The 17,242-nt window shown below is 41.0% G+C and carries 17 protein-coding genes; 6 read left to right on the top strand and 11 right to left on the bottom strand.

From position 1 onward, the window contains the following. Both Q0212_RS13525 and Q0212_RS13520 read right to left on the bottom strand, forming a co-directional pair. Positions 1-218: cation:proton antiporter (locus Q0212_RS13525; RefSeq protein WP_297926408.1), on the bottom strand; the 218-nt coding region annotated here is incomplete at its 3' end. A gap of 17 nt (positions 219-235) precedes the next feature. Then, entirely contained in the window at positions 236-451 is a 216-nt protein-coding gene (locus Q0212_RS13520) for a SlyX family protein (RefSeq protein ID WP_297926406.1), read from the bottom strand. Between the two features lie 88 nt (positions 452-539). Here Q0212_RS13520 and Q0212_RS13515 point away from each other — a divergent pair, with 88 nt between their 5' ends. The 4 genes from Q0212_RS13515 (at position 540) to Q0212_RS13500 (ending at position 4,916) form a co-directional block, all read left to right on the top strand. Continuing rightward, positions 540-2,447, top strand: a complete 1,908-nt coding sequence (locus tag Q0212_RS13515) for an ATP-binding cassette domain-containing protein (RefSeq protein ID WP_297926404.1) — start codon at positions 540-542, stop codon at positions 2,445-2,447. A 195-nt stretch (positions 2,448-2,642) separates the two neighbouring features. Beyond that, entirely contained in the window at positions 2,643-3,377 is a 735-nt protein-coding gene (locus Q0212_RS13510; protein ID WP_297926402.1) for a hypothetical protein, read from the top strand. 16 nt (positions 3,378-3,393) lie between these two features. After that, entirely contained in the window at positions 3,394-4,041 is a 648-nt protein-coding gene (locus Q0212_RS13505) for a hypothetical protein (RefSeq protein WP_297926401.1), read from the top strand. Then, positions 4,038-4,916: an alpha/beta fold hydrolase gene (locus tag Q0212_RS13500; RefSeq protein WP_297926399.1), complete on the top strand. Its 879-nt coding sequence runs from the start codon at positions 4,038-4,040 to the stop codon at positions 4,914-4,916. Before Q0212_RS13505 ends, Q0212_RS13500 begins: the two co-directional genes overlap by 4 nt. A 47-nt stretch (positions 4,917-4,963) precedes the next feature. Here Q0212_RS13500 and Q0212_RS13495 read toward each other — a convergent pair whose 3' ends face one another. The 4 genes from Q0212_RS13495 to Q0212_RS13480 all read right to left on the bottom strand — a co-directional run bounded on the left by Q0212_RS13495 (position 4,964) and on the right by Q0212_RS13480 (position 10,502). After that, a complete protein-coding gene (locus tag Q0212_RS13495) occupies positions 4,964-5,380 on the bottom strand; it encodes a hypothetical protein (protein ID WP_297926396.1) in 417 nt (138 codons plus the stop codon). 82 nt (positions 5,381-5,462) lie between these two features. Next, complete coding sequence (locus tag Q0212_RS13490) at positions 5,463-6,734, bottom strand: ammonium transporter (RefSeq protein WP_297926410.1); 1,272 nt, start codon at positions 6,732-6,734, stop codon at positions 5,463-5,465. 291 nt (positions 6,735-7,025) lie between these two features. Next, positions 7,026-8,090 carry a uroporphyrinogen decarboxylase gene (gene hemE / locus Q0212_RS13485; RefSeq protein ID WP_297926394.1) on the bottom strand — a complete coding sequence of 355 codons (1,065 nt, stop codon included), beginning with the start codon at positions 8,088-8,090 and terminating at the stop codon, positions 7,026-7,028. A 51-nt stretch (positions 8,091-8,141) separates the two neighbouring features. Continuing rightward, entirely contained in the window at positions 8,142-10,502 is a 2,361-nt protein-coding gene (locus tag Q0212_RS13480) for a xylulose 5-phosphate 3-epimerase (protein WP_297926393.1), read from the bottom strand. A gap of 64 nt (positions 10,503-10,566) precedes the next feature. Here Q0212_RS13480 and Q0212_RS13475 point away from each other — a divergent pair, with 64 nt between their 5' ends. Then, positions 10,567-11,898 carry a deoxyguanosinetriphosphate triphosphohydrolase gene (locus Q0212_RS13475; RefSeq protein ID WP_297926392.1) on the top strand — a complete coding sequence of 444 codons (1,332 nt, stop codon included), beginning with the start codon at positions 10,567-10,569 and terminating at the stop codon, positions 11,896-11,898. Between the two features lie 33 nt (positions 11,899-11,931). Then, positions 11,932-12,297: a response regulator gene (locus Q0212_RS13470; protein ID WP_297926390.1), complete on the top strand. Its 366-nt coding sequence runs from the start codon at positions 11,932-11,934 to the stop codon at positions 12,295-12,297. Here the strand turns inward: Q0212_RS13470 and Q0212_RS13465 are convergent. The 5 genes from Q0212_RS13465 to secA form a co-directional block, all read right to left on the bottom strand. Further along, entirely contained in the window at positions 12,286-13,227 is a 942-nt protein-coding gene (locus Q0212_RS13465) for a Nudix family hydrolase (protein WP_297926389.1), read from the bottom strand. The genes Q0212_RS13470 and Q0212_RS13465 overlap by 12 nt on opposite strands. A gap of 2 nt (positions 13,228-13,229) precedes the next feature. Next, complete coding sequence (locus Q0212_RS13460) at positions 13,230-13,643, bottom strand: type II toxin-antitoxin system VapC family toxin (RefSeq protein WP_297926386.1); 414 nt, start codon at positions 13,641-13,643, stop codon at positions 13,230-13,232. Next, positions 13,640-13,891, bottom strand: a complete 252-nt coding sequence (locus tag Q0212_RS13455; protein WP_297926383.1) for a type II toxin-antitoxin system Phd/YefM family antitoxin — start codon at positions 13,889-13,891, stop codon at positions 13,640-13,642. Before Q0212_RS13455 ends, Q0212_RS13460 begins: the two co-directional genes overlap by 4 nt. A 110-nt stretch (positions 13,892-14,001) precedes the next feature. Further along, positions 14,002-15,222 carry a bifunctional glutamate N-acetyltransferase/amino-acid acetyltransferase ArgJ gene (argJ, locus tag Q0212_RS13450; protein ID WP_297926381.1) on the bottom strand — a complete coding sequence of 407 codons (1,221 nt, stop codon included), beginning with the start codon at positions 15,220-15,222 and terminating at the stop codon, positions 14,002-14,004. Positions 15,223-15,307: 85 nt separating this feature from the next. Continuing rightward, on the bottom strand, positions 15,308-17,242 hold a 1,935-nt coding region (secA, locus tag Q0212_RS13445), incomplete at its 5' end, for a preprotein translocase subunit SecA (RefSeq protein WP_297926380.1).

The following is a 17,242-nucleotide window of genomic DNA, read 5'->3' as shown; positions in this document are numbered from 1 at the left end:
AGACCAAACATTAAAAAAACAACCCCTAACTCACCTAGCGTGCGAATTGTTTTTTCATCCGAAATAAATGGGATGGGACTGACGTATGGGCCGATAATAAGGCCCGCGATGATGTATCCCAAAACAACAGGTTGTTTTAAGCGATGGAAAAGCAATGTGACAAATCCTGCTACCAACATAATAATTGCAAGATCTTGTATAAATCCTTGGGCATGCATTAATTTATTTACTCCTATTAATAATGAGGCGGTGGCACTTCATCTGCTAAATCAGCAATATTTGATGGCTGTAATGATTTAAGTTGTTGATAAATTATTTTTATTTGCTCTTGTAGAATATCAATATGTTGCTGCTGTTCAACGACAATTTTGTTTAATGTTTCTAATAAATCCTCTTGAAACGCTTGCTTACATTCTAGCTCTGTCACTCGTTCAGCTAATAACTCTGTCATATTCTTTCCCCAAATGCGTGTTTATTTAGCAATCATGTCAAATTATTGCTACCATTATCTCTTTCTTAGATAAACCTTAGCAAACATTATGTCTTTATTATCTTTTCGTGCTGTTTCTCTCTCATTTGGTGGCCCTTTATTACTCAAAGCGGCTGATTTTAGTTTAGACCAAGGCGAAAGAGTCTGTATTTTGGGACGTAATGGTGAAGGTAAATCGAGCTTATTTAAATTATTAACAGGTGAAAATCAGCCTGATAGTGGCGAAATTACCCGCCAACAAGGTTTAGTGGTTGCCTCGTTATCTCAAGAAGTTCCCTCTGATTTAACGGGAGATGTATTTGATATTGTCGCCGCAGGTTTAGGAGAGGCTGCAACGTTGTTACAACGTTACCACCATTTAAGCCATGCCTGTGAATTAGGTGATAATCAAGCTTGCATGGAATTAGCAAACTTACAAAGTGACATGGATAGTCAAGACTGTTGGTCATTACAGCATAAAGTAGAACAAATTCTTAATCGGATGGAATTAGATGGCAATGCTTCCCTTGAATCATTGTCGGGGGGTCGTAAACGCCGTGTTATGTTAGCGCGTGCCTTAGTACAAGAACCCAATATTTTATTATTAGATGAACCGACTAACCATTTAGACGTTAGCAGTATTCAGTGGCTAGAAAATTTTTTGGCTAGCTATACAGGTACGGTATTATTTATTAGCCATGATCGAGCTTTTATTGAGCGGATTGCGACTCGTATTGTTGAATTAGATCGTGGCATTTTGAGAAGCTTTAACGGCGGCTATCAACAATACTTAGTCGAAAAACCACAACTTTTAGAAGCAGAAGCTAAACAGAATGCTGTTTTTGATAAAAAACTCGCCGAAGAAGAAGTATGGATTCGTCAAGGCATCAAAGCACGTCGTACTCGTAATGAAGGTCGAGTACGCGCCTTAATTGAATTACGACGTGAACGTGTTGCCCGCCGTGAGCGTGTGGGTAATGCCCAAATACAAATTCAAGAAGCCGAAAAATCGGGTAAATTAGTTTTTGATATTAAAAACCTCACCGTAAAAGCTGGTGATAAAACCTTAGTTAAAGATTTTACGGCGATGGTTATGCGTGGCGACAAAATTGGTTTATTGGGTGAAAATGGCGTTGGTAAAACCAGTTTAATTCGGGTGTTATTAGGTGAAAACCCTCCTAGCGCAGGTACAGTTCATTTAGGCACAAAAATCGAAGTGGCTTATTTTGACCAATTACGCAATCAATTAGACGAAGAAAAAACCGTTTTAGATAATATTGCTCATGGCTCTGAATTTTTAGAAATTAATGGCGAACGTAAACACGCGTTAAGTTATTTACAAGACTTCTTATTTTCGGCTCAACGCGCTCGCACACCTGTAAAAGCTTTATCGGGTGGTGAACGTAATCGTGTATTGTTAGCTCGTTTATTTAGTCGGCCATCTAATGTATTGGTGATGGACGAACCTACCAATGATTTAGACATTGAAACCTTAGAATTACTGGAAGAACGTCTTGCTGCTTATCAGGGAACCTTATTATTAATTAGCCATGATCGTGCCTTTTTGGATAATGTGGTCACCGATACATGGGCGTTTATGGGCGATGCGGTGGTAGAAGAATTTGTTGGTGGTTATCAAGATTGGTTAAGACAAACAGAAAATCGTCGTGTTAAAACCAACAACAAAACAACAAATACTATGGAAAAAACAGAATCTGCCAAGCCTGTCTTACAAAACAAAGAAAAACCGACAAACATAAAACGTAAACTAAGTTACAATGAGCAACGTGAATTAGAAGCCCTACCCTCAAAAATTGCGGCTTTAGAACAAGAACAACAGTTATTACAAGACAAGCTCAACGATAGTAACTTTTATGTCAACTCAGCTCAAGAAGCCGTGTTGGCAAGTCAGCGTTTAGCTACCATTGATGAGGAATTATTAACGTTGCTCGAGCGTTGGACAGAATTAGAGTCCTAAACTTGATTTAATGACAGTAAAATTGCAACTTTTCTATGTAGTTCATGTATTTTTAGCAACATAAACTCGCTAATAGCGGTTAAAATGACCGCCAATATAGAACTGAAGGATTGCACACTAAATGCTTTTTGCACCTTAGTGGACATAATAGAAAAACAGCAATCCTAATTATGTAGGTATTGTGAGGAGAATAGAATGAAACGCGGATGGCTTGGCTCAGCATTAGTTGCCAGTATCATGTTAACGGGTTGCGCCCATCAAAACCCTGCTGCACAAATGCAAGCTTTTTATCATGCCCCTTCTAATGCTTATAGTTTAAGCCTAAGTAGCCCAGCTTTTATTGGTCAAGTAAATATGACCGAGCAATGTGAGCCTTATGGTGGCAGTGTAAACTTATGGGATAGTAAAAATCGCTTCTTCCGCGTCGATTATTTAAACTTTATCGAACATCCTACTGTACGCTCCCCTGCATTTGCCAACGATCGTACACTGAATGAATTAGTGATGAACTATTATGAAGAAATTGTGCTACCTAAAGAGCGCAATATCTTAAGCCGTAAAGTTTTGTTCCGCGACACAGTTAACAGTACGATGGGCGAAGGTATGTTGACGATTCTTAGCTTAGAAATGAACAAAAAAGCCTTACCTCCTGATGTTTTAGATAATACGGTATATTATGGTTTCTTTGTTTTCCGTCGTGGTGACTTTTCATATATCATCCAACATCGTCAAGAAATTTATCAGCCAGAACGTATGAAAGCGATGTTGGTTACACTTGCCGAAAGTATGACCACACCCGGCAAAAACTTTTTTACTCAACAAATTAACGATTTAGGTGTCGTTGATAAAGTATTCGGCTCTCAAGCAGAAATTGATGCATGGAAAAAAGCCATGCAATGTGACAATAAGAAGAATAAAAAATCTTCTTAGTTAAATGGCGGCAATAATGAACAAAGCAATCACTCGCTGTTTATTTGTTATTGCCGCAATAACACTTGCCCAATATAGCTTTGCTGCCAAGCAACCATCAAAAAAAACAATTTTTATCAAAGAGTTACAAAACCTTATTACCCCCTATAATACACAAATCATTATCGACCGTCAGCGCATTCACAAAATTGCCGAACAATATTTACATGATGATGAAATCAGTGAACCCGATTTTAATTGGCTAAAAAAAACCGCAGAATCATATCAACTCACCCCTAAACAACGTAATGATCAAGCTTTTTTTAATGCTTTATTAAAACGAGTCGATGTGATTCCCAATAGTCTAATTATCAGTCTTGCTATTGTTAATGGCGCATGGGTACATCAAAATCCCTCTAAACGTTTTGATTTTTTATGTGTAACGCCTTGCCCCACTAATAGCGATGCCGAACAACGCCTATACCACTTCTTCCTAAGCGTTAATACACACAGTGCTTATCATCATTTTCGTGAGCAACGTTACCAACTACGTAGTCAACAACAGACAATTACGGGCAGACAATTAGCTGATAGCTTGTTATCATCGCCCGCCTATCTTTCACAACGTCATGTGATTAAAAAATTAGTCTCAACTCGGCAATGGCAAAAAATGGATACTTTATGAAAGCCCAAACCTTAACAATTTCTGACAAAATTGCACTTAACGTTCGTATTTGGGGTGAAGAAAATAATTTAGCACCTACGATTGTTATGGTGCATGGCTTTCCAGACAATAGCCTTATTTGGCAAAAAGTAGCTGAACGTTTAGCTCCGTTATTTAAAATTATTGCTTATGATGTGCGTGGTGCAGGTGAATCGAGTATTCCCTCCTCCACTCAAGATTATAAAATCAAATATTTAGTTGAAGATTTGGCAGCCGTGATTAACGCCTTTAGTCCAACTCAGCCAATTCATTTAGTGGGCCATGATTGGGGGTCAATTCAATGCTGGGAGGCCGTAACCACTCCTCTTTTGCAAGCTAAAATAGCCTCTTTTACCTCAATTTCTGGCCCAAGTTTAGACCATGCAGCGTATTGGATTCGTCAAGGTTTAAGCAAAGGCTCTTTAGACAGCAAAGTTAAAATTATTAATCAATTAGCACATTCTTGGTATATTGCTGCTTTCCATTTTCCTCTAGCAAGTCAAGTCACATGGCGGGTGGCTTTTAACCGTTGGCCTGCGCGTTTTGCTCGCTTAACGAAGCTACATGGTGAAGATTTTGCTTCACAAGCGCGTGATGGCGCACATGGCGTTAAGTTATATCGTGCAAACTTTATTGAGCGATTATTCAAACCACAAAAACGTAAGACCAATATTCCTGTTCAATTAATTATTCCTACTCAGGATAAATTTGTCACCGCAGGATTATTTGATAATTTATCTGAATGGGCGAATCGTGTATGGCGGCATGAAATAGATGCCGAACATTGGGTGCAACGTAGTCATCCAGATGAAGTCAGTGCCTATATTAGAGAGTTTGTTGATTTTATTGATAGTTAAGGTATTTCCTCTTACCTCCTTGAAGAGGAAATAGCGGCTCTTTTTATTTAACGTAACGCACCCGTATAATGATGTGCTACCTGCTCTTCCAACTCCTCAATATGTGGTTGAGCCGTTGGTGTATTTTCTACAACTTCAGCTTTACGACGTAAATTGCGAAATGTCATACTAAAAATATCCGTTTTTTCTACTGTGGGCTCTTTAATAGTCTCTGTTAACACTGGAATTTCTGGTGTTGACTCCACTATTTTTGGCTCAGTCTTGGCTAATAATGTCTGAAAACGCTGAACAATCTCCAAAATTTCCTGATCTTTTTCTTGTCCAGCAATCCTTAAAATTTCCTGTGCGTATTGTTCATTCTGTGCCATATAAATCGCATCAACAACACGACCTGAACTACGTCGCATACGCACATATAGCTGAGAAGCCAAACTAAAAACTTCAGAATTTAAATTTTCTGTCATGATTAATTTCTCCTTATTTGAGAAATAACATTAATGAGAGAATTAAACATCTATGATGATGCTTAATTCTTTTAAACGGATGTTAGGGGATTTGCTCGCCATGCTGTGTTAAATCTAAACCAATAGATTCATTCTCGGCATCTACACGTAACACGATAATTAAATCTAATAAAAACAATAAGATCAACGAAACAATAAAGCTATAAGCCAATGTGACAAATGCTCCTATGGCTTGTATGGTAACTGTAGTTTCAAGCCCTGATAAATGATGTTGAGCAAAAACACCTGTTAGAATTGCACCTATCACTCCACCAATACCATGAATACCAAATACATCTAAGGAATCATCAGCACCCAACATTCGTTTTAAACCCGTTGCCCCCCAATAACAGCCAACACCTGCAATTAAACCAATTAATAATGCTCCTTTGACATCGACAAAACCTGATGCTGGAGTGATAGCCACCAATCCTGCTACTGCACCTGAACAAGCACCTAATAACGAGGCTTTGCCACGACGTAAAAACTCTAATAGCATCCATGCCAATGTTCCTGTGGCGGCAGCAACTTGTGTGACTAGCATAGCCATTCCTGCACGTCCATCGGCTGCCAACGCTGATCCTGCATTAAATCCAAACCATCCCACCCACAATAATGACGCTCCGATCAATGTTAATCCTAAATTATTTGGAAAAAATGGCTCTCGTCCATAGCCTGCACGCTTTCCTAACATATAAGCACATGCTAATCCAGCAGCTCCTGCATTGATATGTACAACGGTGCCTCCTGCAAAATCTAAGGCTCCCATCTTAGCCAACCAACCACTTGGCTCCCATACCCAATGAGCAACAGGCGCATATACCAGCACCGACCATAACGCCATAAATATAATTAATGCGCCAAATTTAATTCGTTCAGCAAATGCGCCAGTAATTAATGCAGGAGTGATAATGGCAAAAGTTAATTGAAAAACTACAAAAACTGATTCTGGAATGGTTGGAGCTATATGACTAACGGTTAAAGTACTTGTTAATTTGTCAAAACTCATTCCTTCTAAAAACAAACGATCTAATGTACCTAAGTATGGACTGGCACTCGGGGTAAAGGCCAAGCTATAGCCAACAATAACCCAAATAACGGTTACTACTGCACAAATCGTAAAACTTTGCAGTGCGGTGCTTAATACATTTTTTTTACGCACCATGCCTGCATAAAATAAAGCCAAACCAGGTATGGTCATCAACAACACTAAAGCAGCAGATGTGAGCATCCATGCGGTATCACCTGCGCTAATCTTGTCCATCGTTGTAATATAAGGTGCTGTTTCAGCAAATACGAAGGATGGCGCAAACATGATTGTTGCAAATAATAAATAACACAACAGATCAAGCGGCCTATTCATGACATACGCTCCTCATTTATTTCTGAATAGGGAGAATGCAAAACCTAGGCCAATTCTTTAATAGAATCAATGCACTACAAAAGCATATCTTGCGCTTTATTAGTGCATTGATAATTAGCTGATGTTTATTATATTTATGATGATCTATTTACTTTGCAGTGCATATTCAGGGCAGAAATGCACTAAAGTTGACTAATCTACGACTATTTAGCCTTGCACTAAATAGTCGCAAATAGTGCAAGCTTATTGATGATACTTCGCACTTAGCTCATGAACCGCATTAATAAATGCCCCTGCATGTTCAGGTGAGGTATGCTGATCAATACCATGCCCTAAATTCATCACATGACCTTCACCATGACCAAAGCCCGCTAAGATATGAGCGACTTCATCACGAATGCGTTGTGGGCTGCCATATAACACTGAAGGATCCATATTGCCTTGTAAAGCGACTTTGCTGCCAACACGCTGACGGGCAGCACCAATATCTATTGTCCAGTCTAAGCCCAAAGCATCCGCACCTGTTGTTGCCATTGACTCAAGCCACAAACCGCCACCTTTAGTAAATAAAATCACAGGGACTTTGCGACCATCGTGCTCTTTGATTAAACCATCAATGATTTTTTTCATATAAGCTAAAGAAAATTCTTGGTACGCGGCGGCTGATAATGCCCCACCCCAACTATCAAAAATTTGTACAGCTTGTGCACCTGCACGAATTTGCGCATTTAAATAATCAATAATTGATACGGCTAATTTATCTAACAACATATGCAACACTTGTGGTTGTTGATACATCATGTTTTTTGCAGCACGAAAATCTTTACTCGAACCACCTTCAATCATATAGGTGGCTAATGTCCACGGACTGCCCGAAAAACCAATTAACGGCACACGACCATTGAGCGCGCCACGAATGGTTTTGACGGCATTAATGACATAGTCTAAATCTTTTTCAGCATTCGGAATGGGCAACGCCACAACATCCGCTTCGGTTTTAACTGTCTTTTTAAAACGAGGGCCTTCGCCTGTTTCAAAATACAAGCCTAATCCCATTGCATCAGGCACAGTCAAAATATCCGAGAATAAAATCGCTGCATCCAACGGATAACGCTCTAAAGGCTGTAAGGTGACTTCACACGCCAATTGTGGATTTTTACACAAGGCCATAAAGTCGCCTGCTTGTTGGCGAGTGGCACGATATTCTGGCAAATAACGTCCTGCTTGACGCATCATCCAGACAGGGGTGACATCAACAGGTTGACGTAATAAAGCACGTAAAAAACGATCATTTTTTAAAGGGGACATAAAAGTTTGGCTCTAGGCTAAATAAATTTTAAAAATTATCTCACATTCTGTCTATCTTAAACACTCCAACTCTCCCTTACCTTGTACTGCCAAATACTCTTCTGCCGATAGCCACAATTGAGCATCTTCAGCCAACAATTCAGCAACGTAAAAAATAATGTGTGCCCACGTAATTTTGTTGGCATACAACATCCCAAACACATCTAATGTACCACCGCGATTATGATAACCAACAAAACGACTGTGTTGATAACCTGTATCCAAACGTCTTAATACGCCTGTCATCACTTCTGGACGACCATGACAAACAAATAAGCGTTTTTGCACCTCTGGCACAATGTTACTCACGGTTGCATCATCCCACACATAAGCCGCTTCACGCGCATCTCTAGCGATTCTAAAACGGGCTGGCTCAACAATCGCTACCACCGACACTCCGACACCTTTTGCACGTAAGCGTTTGGCAGCTCGTTCAATTTCTTGCAACTGATACGCACCAATCGCCAATAATTGCACATCGGCTTGATGATCATGGCGTAAAGTGATTGCCCCTTGTTGTGCCGCTAATTGTGCTTGGGTGGCATCACACCAAACAGGCAACACACTCTTAGCCGCCACTACCGTAGCAATACGTCCTTTTTGTTGATACAAAGCCGCCAGTTGCGCGACAGCGGTATTGGCATCACAAGGAAAATAGACAGGCGCAACATCACTCATCTCGCCTATCCATGCTTCACTCAAAGTCGGGTCTTGATGGGATTGTTCATTTTTGCCGTTTTCCCACGTATGAGAACTGACCACAATAGGGACACTATGCCAGTTAAGGTCTCGGCCAAGCTCAGCTAAATGACGGGCAAAAATTGCTTCTTGACGCATTGCGCCCAGCATTTTTACCGCAAAGGCCTCATAACTAACGGCAATATTTAAACCTTGTTTATTGGCTAACACTGCTGAAACGACGGCCTCTTCATTTAAGGCGGTAATCACGCCACCTTGCACCGCTTCGGCTGCATCCAACTCCACATCTAACACCCGATGTTTAATTCGATCTAGAGTTAAATTCATGCGATTACTACGCATTTCATCAGGATTAGCGACCCGTACTCTTAATTCAGGATTAGCCGCCACTAAATCACTAAAATATTTATCAATCGCCACCATAGGAGCCAGTTGTTCGCCCAAGGATAAATACTTAATCGGAGGGGCAACTAAATCGCTCACTTGTAACTTGCGTAAACAGTGGTCTTTTTCTAAAGGACGATTAGCAAAACTATGATTATTGAGCATGGTAATTGCCCAATTTAATTGTTTGCTTGGCACATATAACGGCGCACAACCTTGGTTAAATAAAACACGTGCCGCTTCATCGCTTGCAGGACTTTGGGCAATGGGTAGATTGTGTGCTGCATTCGTCCCTGCATTCACAAAGCCAAAGCCTTTCACAGTTTCAGCAATCGCATAAGGCAAATAGACAGGATAATGCGCTTTACCTTGCTGAATATCTTGATGCTGTTGCTGTAAATTTTGTGCCATGCTAATAATCGCCCACGCAAACGCCGCAGGGTCACGACCATTAATTTCGATAGGATCAAAGCCATTCAGTTTAAGATGCTCTTTAAACCAATAGACACCACCCGATTGTGACATGGTGGTACGTTGGTCAATACGACGGCCATTGGCAATCATAATCGGCATAACTAAGCCCGTATCTTCACCACGCCAAAAACGTGACACCCAATCGCTCCCGCGTTGCTCCTCAAAAGCTCCATCACTCAAAAACGCAACTAACTCTTGTTTGGGTAAAGGCATATGCACATATTGCAATTCGGCAAAACCTAAATAACCGCCCTCAATAATGCCACCTGCGGTATAGGGATTAACATGACTACCTAATGGCACAGCAGGATGACCATCTGCACCGATTTGATAGCTATAAAAATCTTGGGCTAATTGGCTTAAACCAGCATCGCTCAATGGATAACGTGCGGCTTGTTCAGGCTCGGTATTGCCCAATAAAATATTAACTGCATCAATTGCCGCCACACAATGCCCTTGCCCCATCAACCACGCGCGCGTTTTACCTGTTAAGGCATTAGCCAACAAATAACCAACATACGCAGGCACAATATTTAATGCCCCGCCTGTATGTCCTTCTGGGATTTTTTTAAAGTCACTGGCTTGTAATTCTCGGCCATCTAAATAGACATTTTTAGCATAAGTCATGTGTACGGTTAACCACATGGCCATATTGCAAAGATAATCAGTCGCTGCAAATAAGCGTAATGCTTGCTCTTGGCTGCATAAACCTTGTCGTTCTAGGTCTATTAATAAATCAGCGATTCTTTGTTGGGTGGTTTCATCATGGCGAATTACGCCAGAACCTGTCGCCCATTGTTGAAAACTAATGTTCATATTTATTCCTTATGATTTAGTATTATCAGTTAAGCTATATCTAGAATATAACAGGAAAAATTATATGACGATGATGTCATGGCAACATTTATTAAATGCAAATCGTTTAGGTAGTCGTAAGCCTCATGATGAAACCGCTCGCAGTCCTTTTCATAAAGATTATGACCGTATTGTGTTTTCGGGCGGTTTTAGGCGTCTTAATCGCAAAACCCAAGTACATCCCCTCGCCCAACATGACGCAGTACACACACGCTTAACCCACAGTTTAGAAGTCTCGTGTGTGGGGCGGAGTTTGGGCATGTTGGCAGCCGAGAAAATCATCAACGAATTGCCCCATTGGGTCTCTCCTGCTGATGTCGGTGCTATTATTCAAGCTGCCTGTTTAGCCCATGATATTGGCAATCCACCGTTTGGTCATGCAGGCGAATATGCGATTCGTGATTGGTTTTTGTTGCCCCAACAAGCGCAATTAATGGCGTTATTGCCACCTGCTCAATTTGCCGATTTATGCCAATTTGAAGGCAATGCCCAAGGTTTTAGAATTTTAAGTCAACTAGAGTACCATCCCAATGAAGGGGGTATGCGTCTGACGTATGCCACATTAGGCGCTTATTTTAAATACCCGTGGTTATCACAACCCATTGCAGGCGGCGTGGCTAGTCACAAACGCGCTAAATTTGGCTGTTACCAAACCGAAAAACTTTTACTGCAACAAGTTGCTCAACAGCTTGGCCTAATTCAACAAGGTGATTTTAGATGGTGCCGTCATCCTCTCGCCTATTTATTAGAAGCGGCTGATGATATTTGTTATACCTTAATTGATTTAGAAGATGGTTTAGCTTTAGGTATGTTGCGTTATGAGGAAGTTGAACCTTTATTTTTGCAATTATTAGATGATTTGCCCCCACCACCAGAACTCAAACAAGATGTGCCTGACTTACAAAAAATTGCCGCACTTCGTGGTAAGGCGATCGAAAAATTAGTCAATGCCGTGGCTAATGCCTTTGCCGAACAACAAGAAGCCTTATTAACAGGTCAACTCAAAGGTAGTTTATTAAATTATTGTAAAGCTAGCCTGTCTGAGGGCATTGATTTAGCCAAAGACCTTGCACGACAACGGATTTTTAATCATCCGCAAAAAGCTCAATTAGAACTTGCCGCTTATGCCAGTTTACATACATTACTCACGGCTTTTTCTGAAATGAGTATTGCTCGTTACAAACAACAGCCGCTCAGTTTTAAACAACAACGCCTACAACAATTGGTTGCGAATTATAGACTTGCGGAAAATGAAAATTTGTACTTAAGTTTAATGCAAATGCTTGATTTTATCGCTAGTTTATCAGACCATCATGCGTTATCTTTAGCACAAAGTTTACAGGGTATTCAACCCTAATAAAGAGAACAAAAGAACTCACTGAGGCAGATTATGGCACACGTTTTAATTATTGATGATTCTCCCACCGAACAAGCTGGCTTAAGCCAAATGCTACAAAAACATGGACATATTTGCTCTTTTGCCAACACGGGTGAACTGGGTATTGCTGCTGCCAAAAAAAGCAAACCCGATGTTATTTTAATGGATATAGTAATGCCCGAAACTAATGGCTTTCAGGCAACCCGTAAAATTACTAAAGACTCCGACACTGCGCATATTCCTGTGATTATGGTAAGTACCAAAAGCCAAACCACCGATAGAATGTGGGGAATGCGCCAAGGTGCCAGTGAATATTTAACCAAACCCGTCGTTGAGGCTGAACTGATTGCAGCGGTAAACAAGGTTTTAAGTAAATAACCCCCTTATACCCGCAACACCTTGCCCACCCTGTTGTTGGGCAAGGCCAACATCCTCTTTGGTCATCCCTCCTAAAGCATAAACAGGCAACTTTGCTGTTTTTACCGTGTCCTGAAAAACTTGCCAACCCATTGCTGACTGTGTGGGGTGTGAGGCGGTTGGACACACAGGCGATAAGGTTGCTGCATCTGCACCAATCTGCCACGCTTTAGCTAAGTCTTGCTGATCATGTGTTGATACCCACAAATACTGTTCAGGGCTCAGGGCGAATTGTTGCCGTGATTGACCTTGTGCTAATTGTTGGCTGGTTAAGTGCACTCCTTTGGCAAAAGGGAGTTGGGCTAATAGTTGATAATGTTGATGAATAATTAACGTAGATTGACGTTGTTGGCATAAATCTGCGACTTTTTGGGCTAAGGTTAAATATTGTGCTTCACTAAGTTGTTTGGCTCGCAAACATAAAAAACTGTGTTGGGCTAAATGCTGATTTAACCATGCGAATAAATCACCGCCCACGTCAGTTGGCTCTGGCGTCATACAATACATATCAGGTAAAACTGCCGCTTTTAAAATAGGTGTATTCGCGGCTGGAAATTGATAATCATATAAATTTTCGGGCTTTACCCATGCAATAGGTTGCCCTTCTGCGCCATGTGCTTCCCCGTCAAAGGCTGTCACTCTAAACACATTCAAACGTACTGATTTATCGGGATAATGATGCTCAACCGTTAACAATGACCGGTATTGCGTAGCAGTAATACCTAGTTCTTCTTGTAATTCACGCACTAAAGCTTGTTCGGCCGTTTCACCTGCATCAACCTTGCCACCTGCAAACTCCCATAACCCACCTTGGTGTTTGTGTAATGGCCGTTGTGCCAATAATAATTGGCCGTGTGAATTGTGAATAACCGCAGCAACAACGTTAAGCATAATTAAAGTTCCCAAGGATTAATAACATTCAAAGATGGAAAGTCAAAATCCTTATGATTACGTGTCACTAAGCGTAAATGATGTTGTAATGCTGTTGCTGCTAACAAACTATCAATCACAGGTAGAGGTCGGTTAATTGTTGCATTAAGTCGCCCCCATGTATCTGCAATAGCCGCATCAATGGGTAATACTCGACTGTCAAACCAAGCAGGTAATTCTTGCTCTAACCAAATTAACACACGTTCACGACGTTTAATATCGGTAATTTTTTCAGCCCCTTTGCGTAATTCACCCAAAGTCAACACACTGATATATAAAAGATTATCTGGGGTATTATTTAACCATTTACGTAACTTTTCTGATGGTTCTTTACGTACTAGCTCAGATAAAACATTGGTATCTAATAAATAGCTCATAATTCGACATCTCGAATAAATGATTGACTATCTCTAGTAATATCCAAATCTTCTTCCAATAAAGGCGACTGCCGCATAAAGTCAACTAAACTTAATTTTGGTTTAGTCAAACGCAAATACTCTTGGTATGACAACATAACGACGGTTGGCTCACCTCTAACCGTAATATGTTGCGGCTCTTGTTGAACAGCTAAACGCACAACCTCACTCAAATGACTCTTAGCTTGTTGTAATTGCCATATTGACATATTAACCTCCAACCAGTCAGACCAGTTTGCAATAAAACTATTAGAATTTTAGCAAAGCTATCAATAAAAAAGCCACATTTAGTGGCTTTTTACAATTCAAGTGTTACTCATTAAGACCGATAATCGGCATTGATTTTCACATAATCATAAGAGAAATCACACGTCCATACGGTATCGTTGGCATCACCACGATTTAACACAATACGAATGGTAATTTCGGATTGTTTCATCACTGCCGCACCCAACTCTTCGCGATAACTGACGGCTGCACCACCATTTTCGCAAATACAAACCTCATCTAAATAGACATTAATTTTGCTGACATCTAAATTTGGCACACCACTTCTGCCAATCGCCGCTAAAATACGTCCCCAGTTGGGGTCGGAGGCAAAAAATGCCGTTTTAATTAACGGTGAATGCGCTACAGCATAAGCGACATCACAACACTCTTGAGTATTTGCACCACCTTCGACCTTAACGGTCATAAACTTGGTCGCACCTTCACCATCTCTCACAATTAACTGTGCTAAACGTAAAAAGCAACGTTGTAAGGCGGCAAAAAAGGCTTCATACAAAGCACCGCTACGCTCAGTGATAGGGACATTAGCTGCTGCACCTGTGGCAACTAACACACAAGCATCATTGGTAGAGGTGTCACCGTCAATGGTAATACGGTTGAAAGATTGCTCAGTTACTTCGGCTAATAGGCTTTGCAACAAGCCACGCTCTACAGCAACATCGGTTGCCACAAAACCTAACATCGTCGCCATATTAGGACGAATCATGCCCGCGCCCTTAGAAATACCAGTAATGGTATAAGTCACACCATCAACGGTAAATTGCTCACTTGCACCTTTAGGTAAAGTGTCTGTGGTCATAATACCTGTTGCCGCCGCTAGCCAATTATCTTCTTGTAAAGCAGCTAGAGCAGCTGGTAAACCTGCTTCTAATTTGGCAATCGGTAATTGCTCACCAATCACGCCAGTCGAAAAGGGTAATACCGCTTCTGCTTGAATATGCGCCAATTCTGCTAAGGCAGCACAGCTACGCAACGCATTGCTCATGCCTGTTGTGCCTGTCCCTGCATTGGCGTTGCCTGTATTAATCACTAAATAACGGCTATTGGCTTGGGCTAAATTGGCTTTTGCCACCTGCACAGGGGCAGCACAAAAGGCATTGGTGGTGAATACCGCAGCGGTATTGGCCTGCTCTGCCAACTCAAAAACAACTAAATCTTTACGGTTCTTATAACGAATATAAGCCTCTGTAATACCAATACGTACACCCTTAACAGGATGCATAACAGGCATAGATAAATCACCAACAGCCATGATTTTTTCCTTTAAGTTTCAGTTCCCTCTCCTATTAGGAGAGGGCTAGGGTGAGGTCTGATCTCATTTGATTTTCACAGAGAGTCTAAGCTAAACGCCCATGACATTGTTTGTATTTTTTACCACTACCACAAGGACACGGATCATTACGACCAACATATTGGTCTGCATAAGGATTATCCATATTGCCAACATCTGGCTGAGTCCCATCAACAACCGCAGGCATACCTTCTTCGCTACTTAATAAAGCAGGATGCTCCATGTGCATTTCCATCGCAGCCATTTGTGCAGCTTGTTCAGCTTGTGCCGCAGCAACTTCTTCCTCAGAAGGAATATGAATCGTGGCAATGGTTTGCACCACTTCTAATTTAACAGCACCCAACAATTGTTGGAACAATTGGAAAGCTTCGCGTTTGTATTCTTGCTCTGGATTCTTTTGGGCGTAACCACGTAAATGAATCCCCTGACGCAAATAATCCATTGCTGCTAAATGCTCTTTCCAGTGACGATCTAATACTTGCAACATGATTTGATGTTCAATCATATTAGCAATGTCATCCCCCATTTTGATACGGGTTTGACGATAAGCGTCACGTGCTGCCTGACTAATTTTGGCGCGTAAACCATTTTCTTCCAAACGATCGTCAGCATCCAACCAAGCCTTAACAGGCACATCCATTTTAAAGTCAGCCGCTAAAGCTTTTTCTAAACCTGCAATATCCCATTGATCTTCAATACTTTGCGGTGGAATAAACTCTGTTACTACAGTACCAACCACTTCTTCATACATATCTTCTACCATCGTCGCTAAACTTTCAGAGGCTAAAACCTCATCACGCTGATGATAAATAACACGACGCTGCTCGTTGGCAACGTCATCATATTTAAGCAAGTTTTTACGAATATCGAAGTTGCGTGCTTCAACCTTACGTTGCGCGCCTTCAATAGAGCGTGTTACCCAACGATGCTCAATCGCCTCACCTTTTTGCATACCCAATGAACGCATCATATTACGCACACGATCACTGGCAAAAATACGCATCAAATCGTCTTCTAAAGACAAGTAAAAACGGCTTAAACCTGGGTCACCTTGACGACCTGCACGGCCACGCAACTGGTTATCAATACGACGAGATTCGTGGCGTTCTGTACCAATAATATGCAAACCACCTGATGCTAATACAGCTTCATGGTCTTTTTGCCATTGGATTTTTAACGCTTCTACCTGTTCCTCTGTTGGATTAGGAATTTGTGCTAATAACGCTTTCCAATTACCACCAAGCACAATATCCGTACCACGACCCGCCATGTTAGTGGCGATGGTGACTGTTCTTGGGCGACCTGCTTGTGCAATAATTTCGGCTTCTTGTGCGTGGAATTTTGCATTTAACACACGATGAGGAATTTTTTCTTGTTCCAATAAACGTGATAAATATTCACTGGTTTCAATGGTTGCCGTACCCACCAACACAGGTGCGCCTTTTTCCATACAGTCTTTAATATCACGAATAATCGCTTCAAATTTCTCTTCTTGACTTAAATAAATTAAATCTTCTAAGTCTTTACGAATCATCGGACGGTGCGTTGGAATAACGACCACATCCAAACCGTAAATTTGATGAAATTCAGGTGCTTCGGTATCGGCTGTACCCGTCATACCTGATAATTTTTGGTATAAACGGAAGTAATTTTGGAAGGTAGTGGTTGCCAAGGTTTGGTTTTCTTTTTGAATCTCAACACCTTCTTTGGCTTCAATGGCTTGATGCAAACCTTCAGACCAACGACGACCTGGCATGGTACGACCAGTATGTTCATCAACAATGACGATTTCATTATCTTGAATAATGTAATGAACATTTTTTTGGAACAAGATATGCGCTTTTAATGCTGACATCACATGATGCAATAAGCCTAATTTACTGGCAGAATATAAACTCTCGCCTTCTGTTAACAAGCCCATTTGCAGCAAAATTTGCTCAACATGCTCATAACCCGTTTCGGATAATTCAATAGAGCGATG

The organism is uncultured Agitococcus sp. (assembly GCF_937920075.1).
Lineage (GTDB): Bacteria > Pseudomonadota > Gammaproteobacteria > Pseudomonadales > Moraxellaceae > Agitococcus.
Note: the sequence above shows the minus strand (reverse complement) of the source record. Positions and strands in the feature narration are given on the sequence as shown.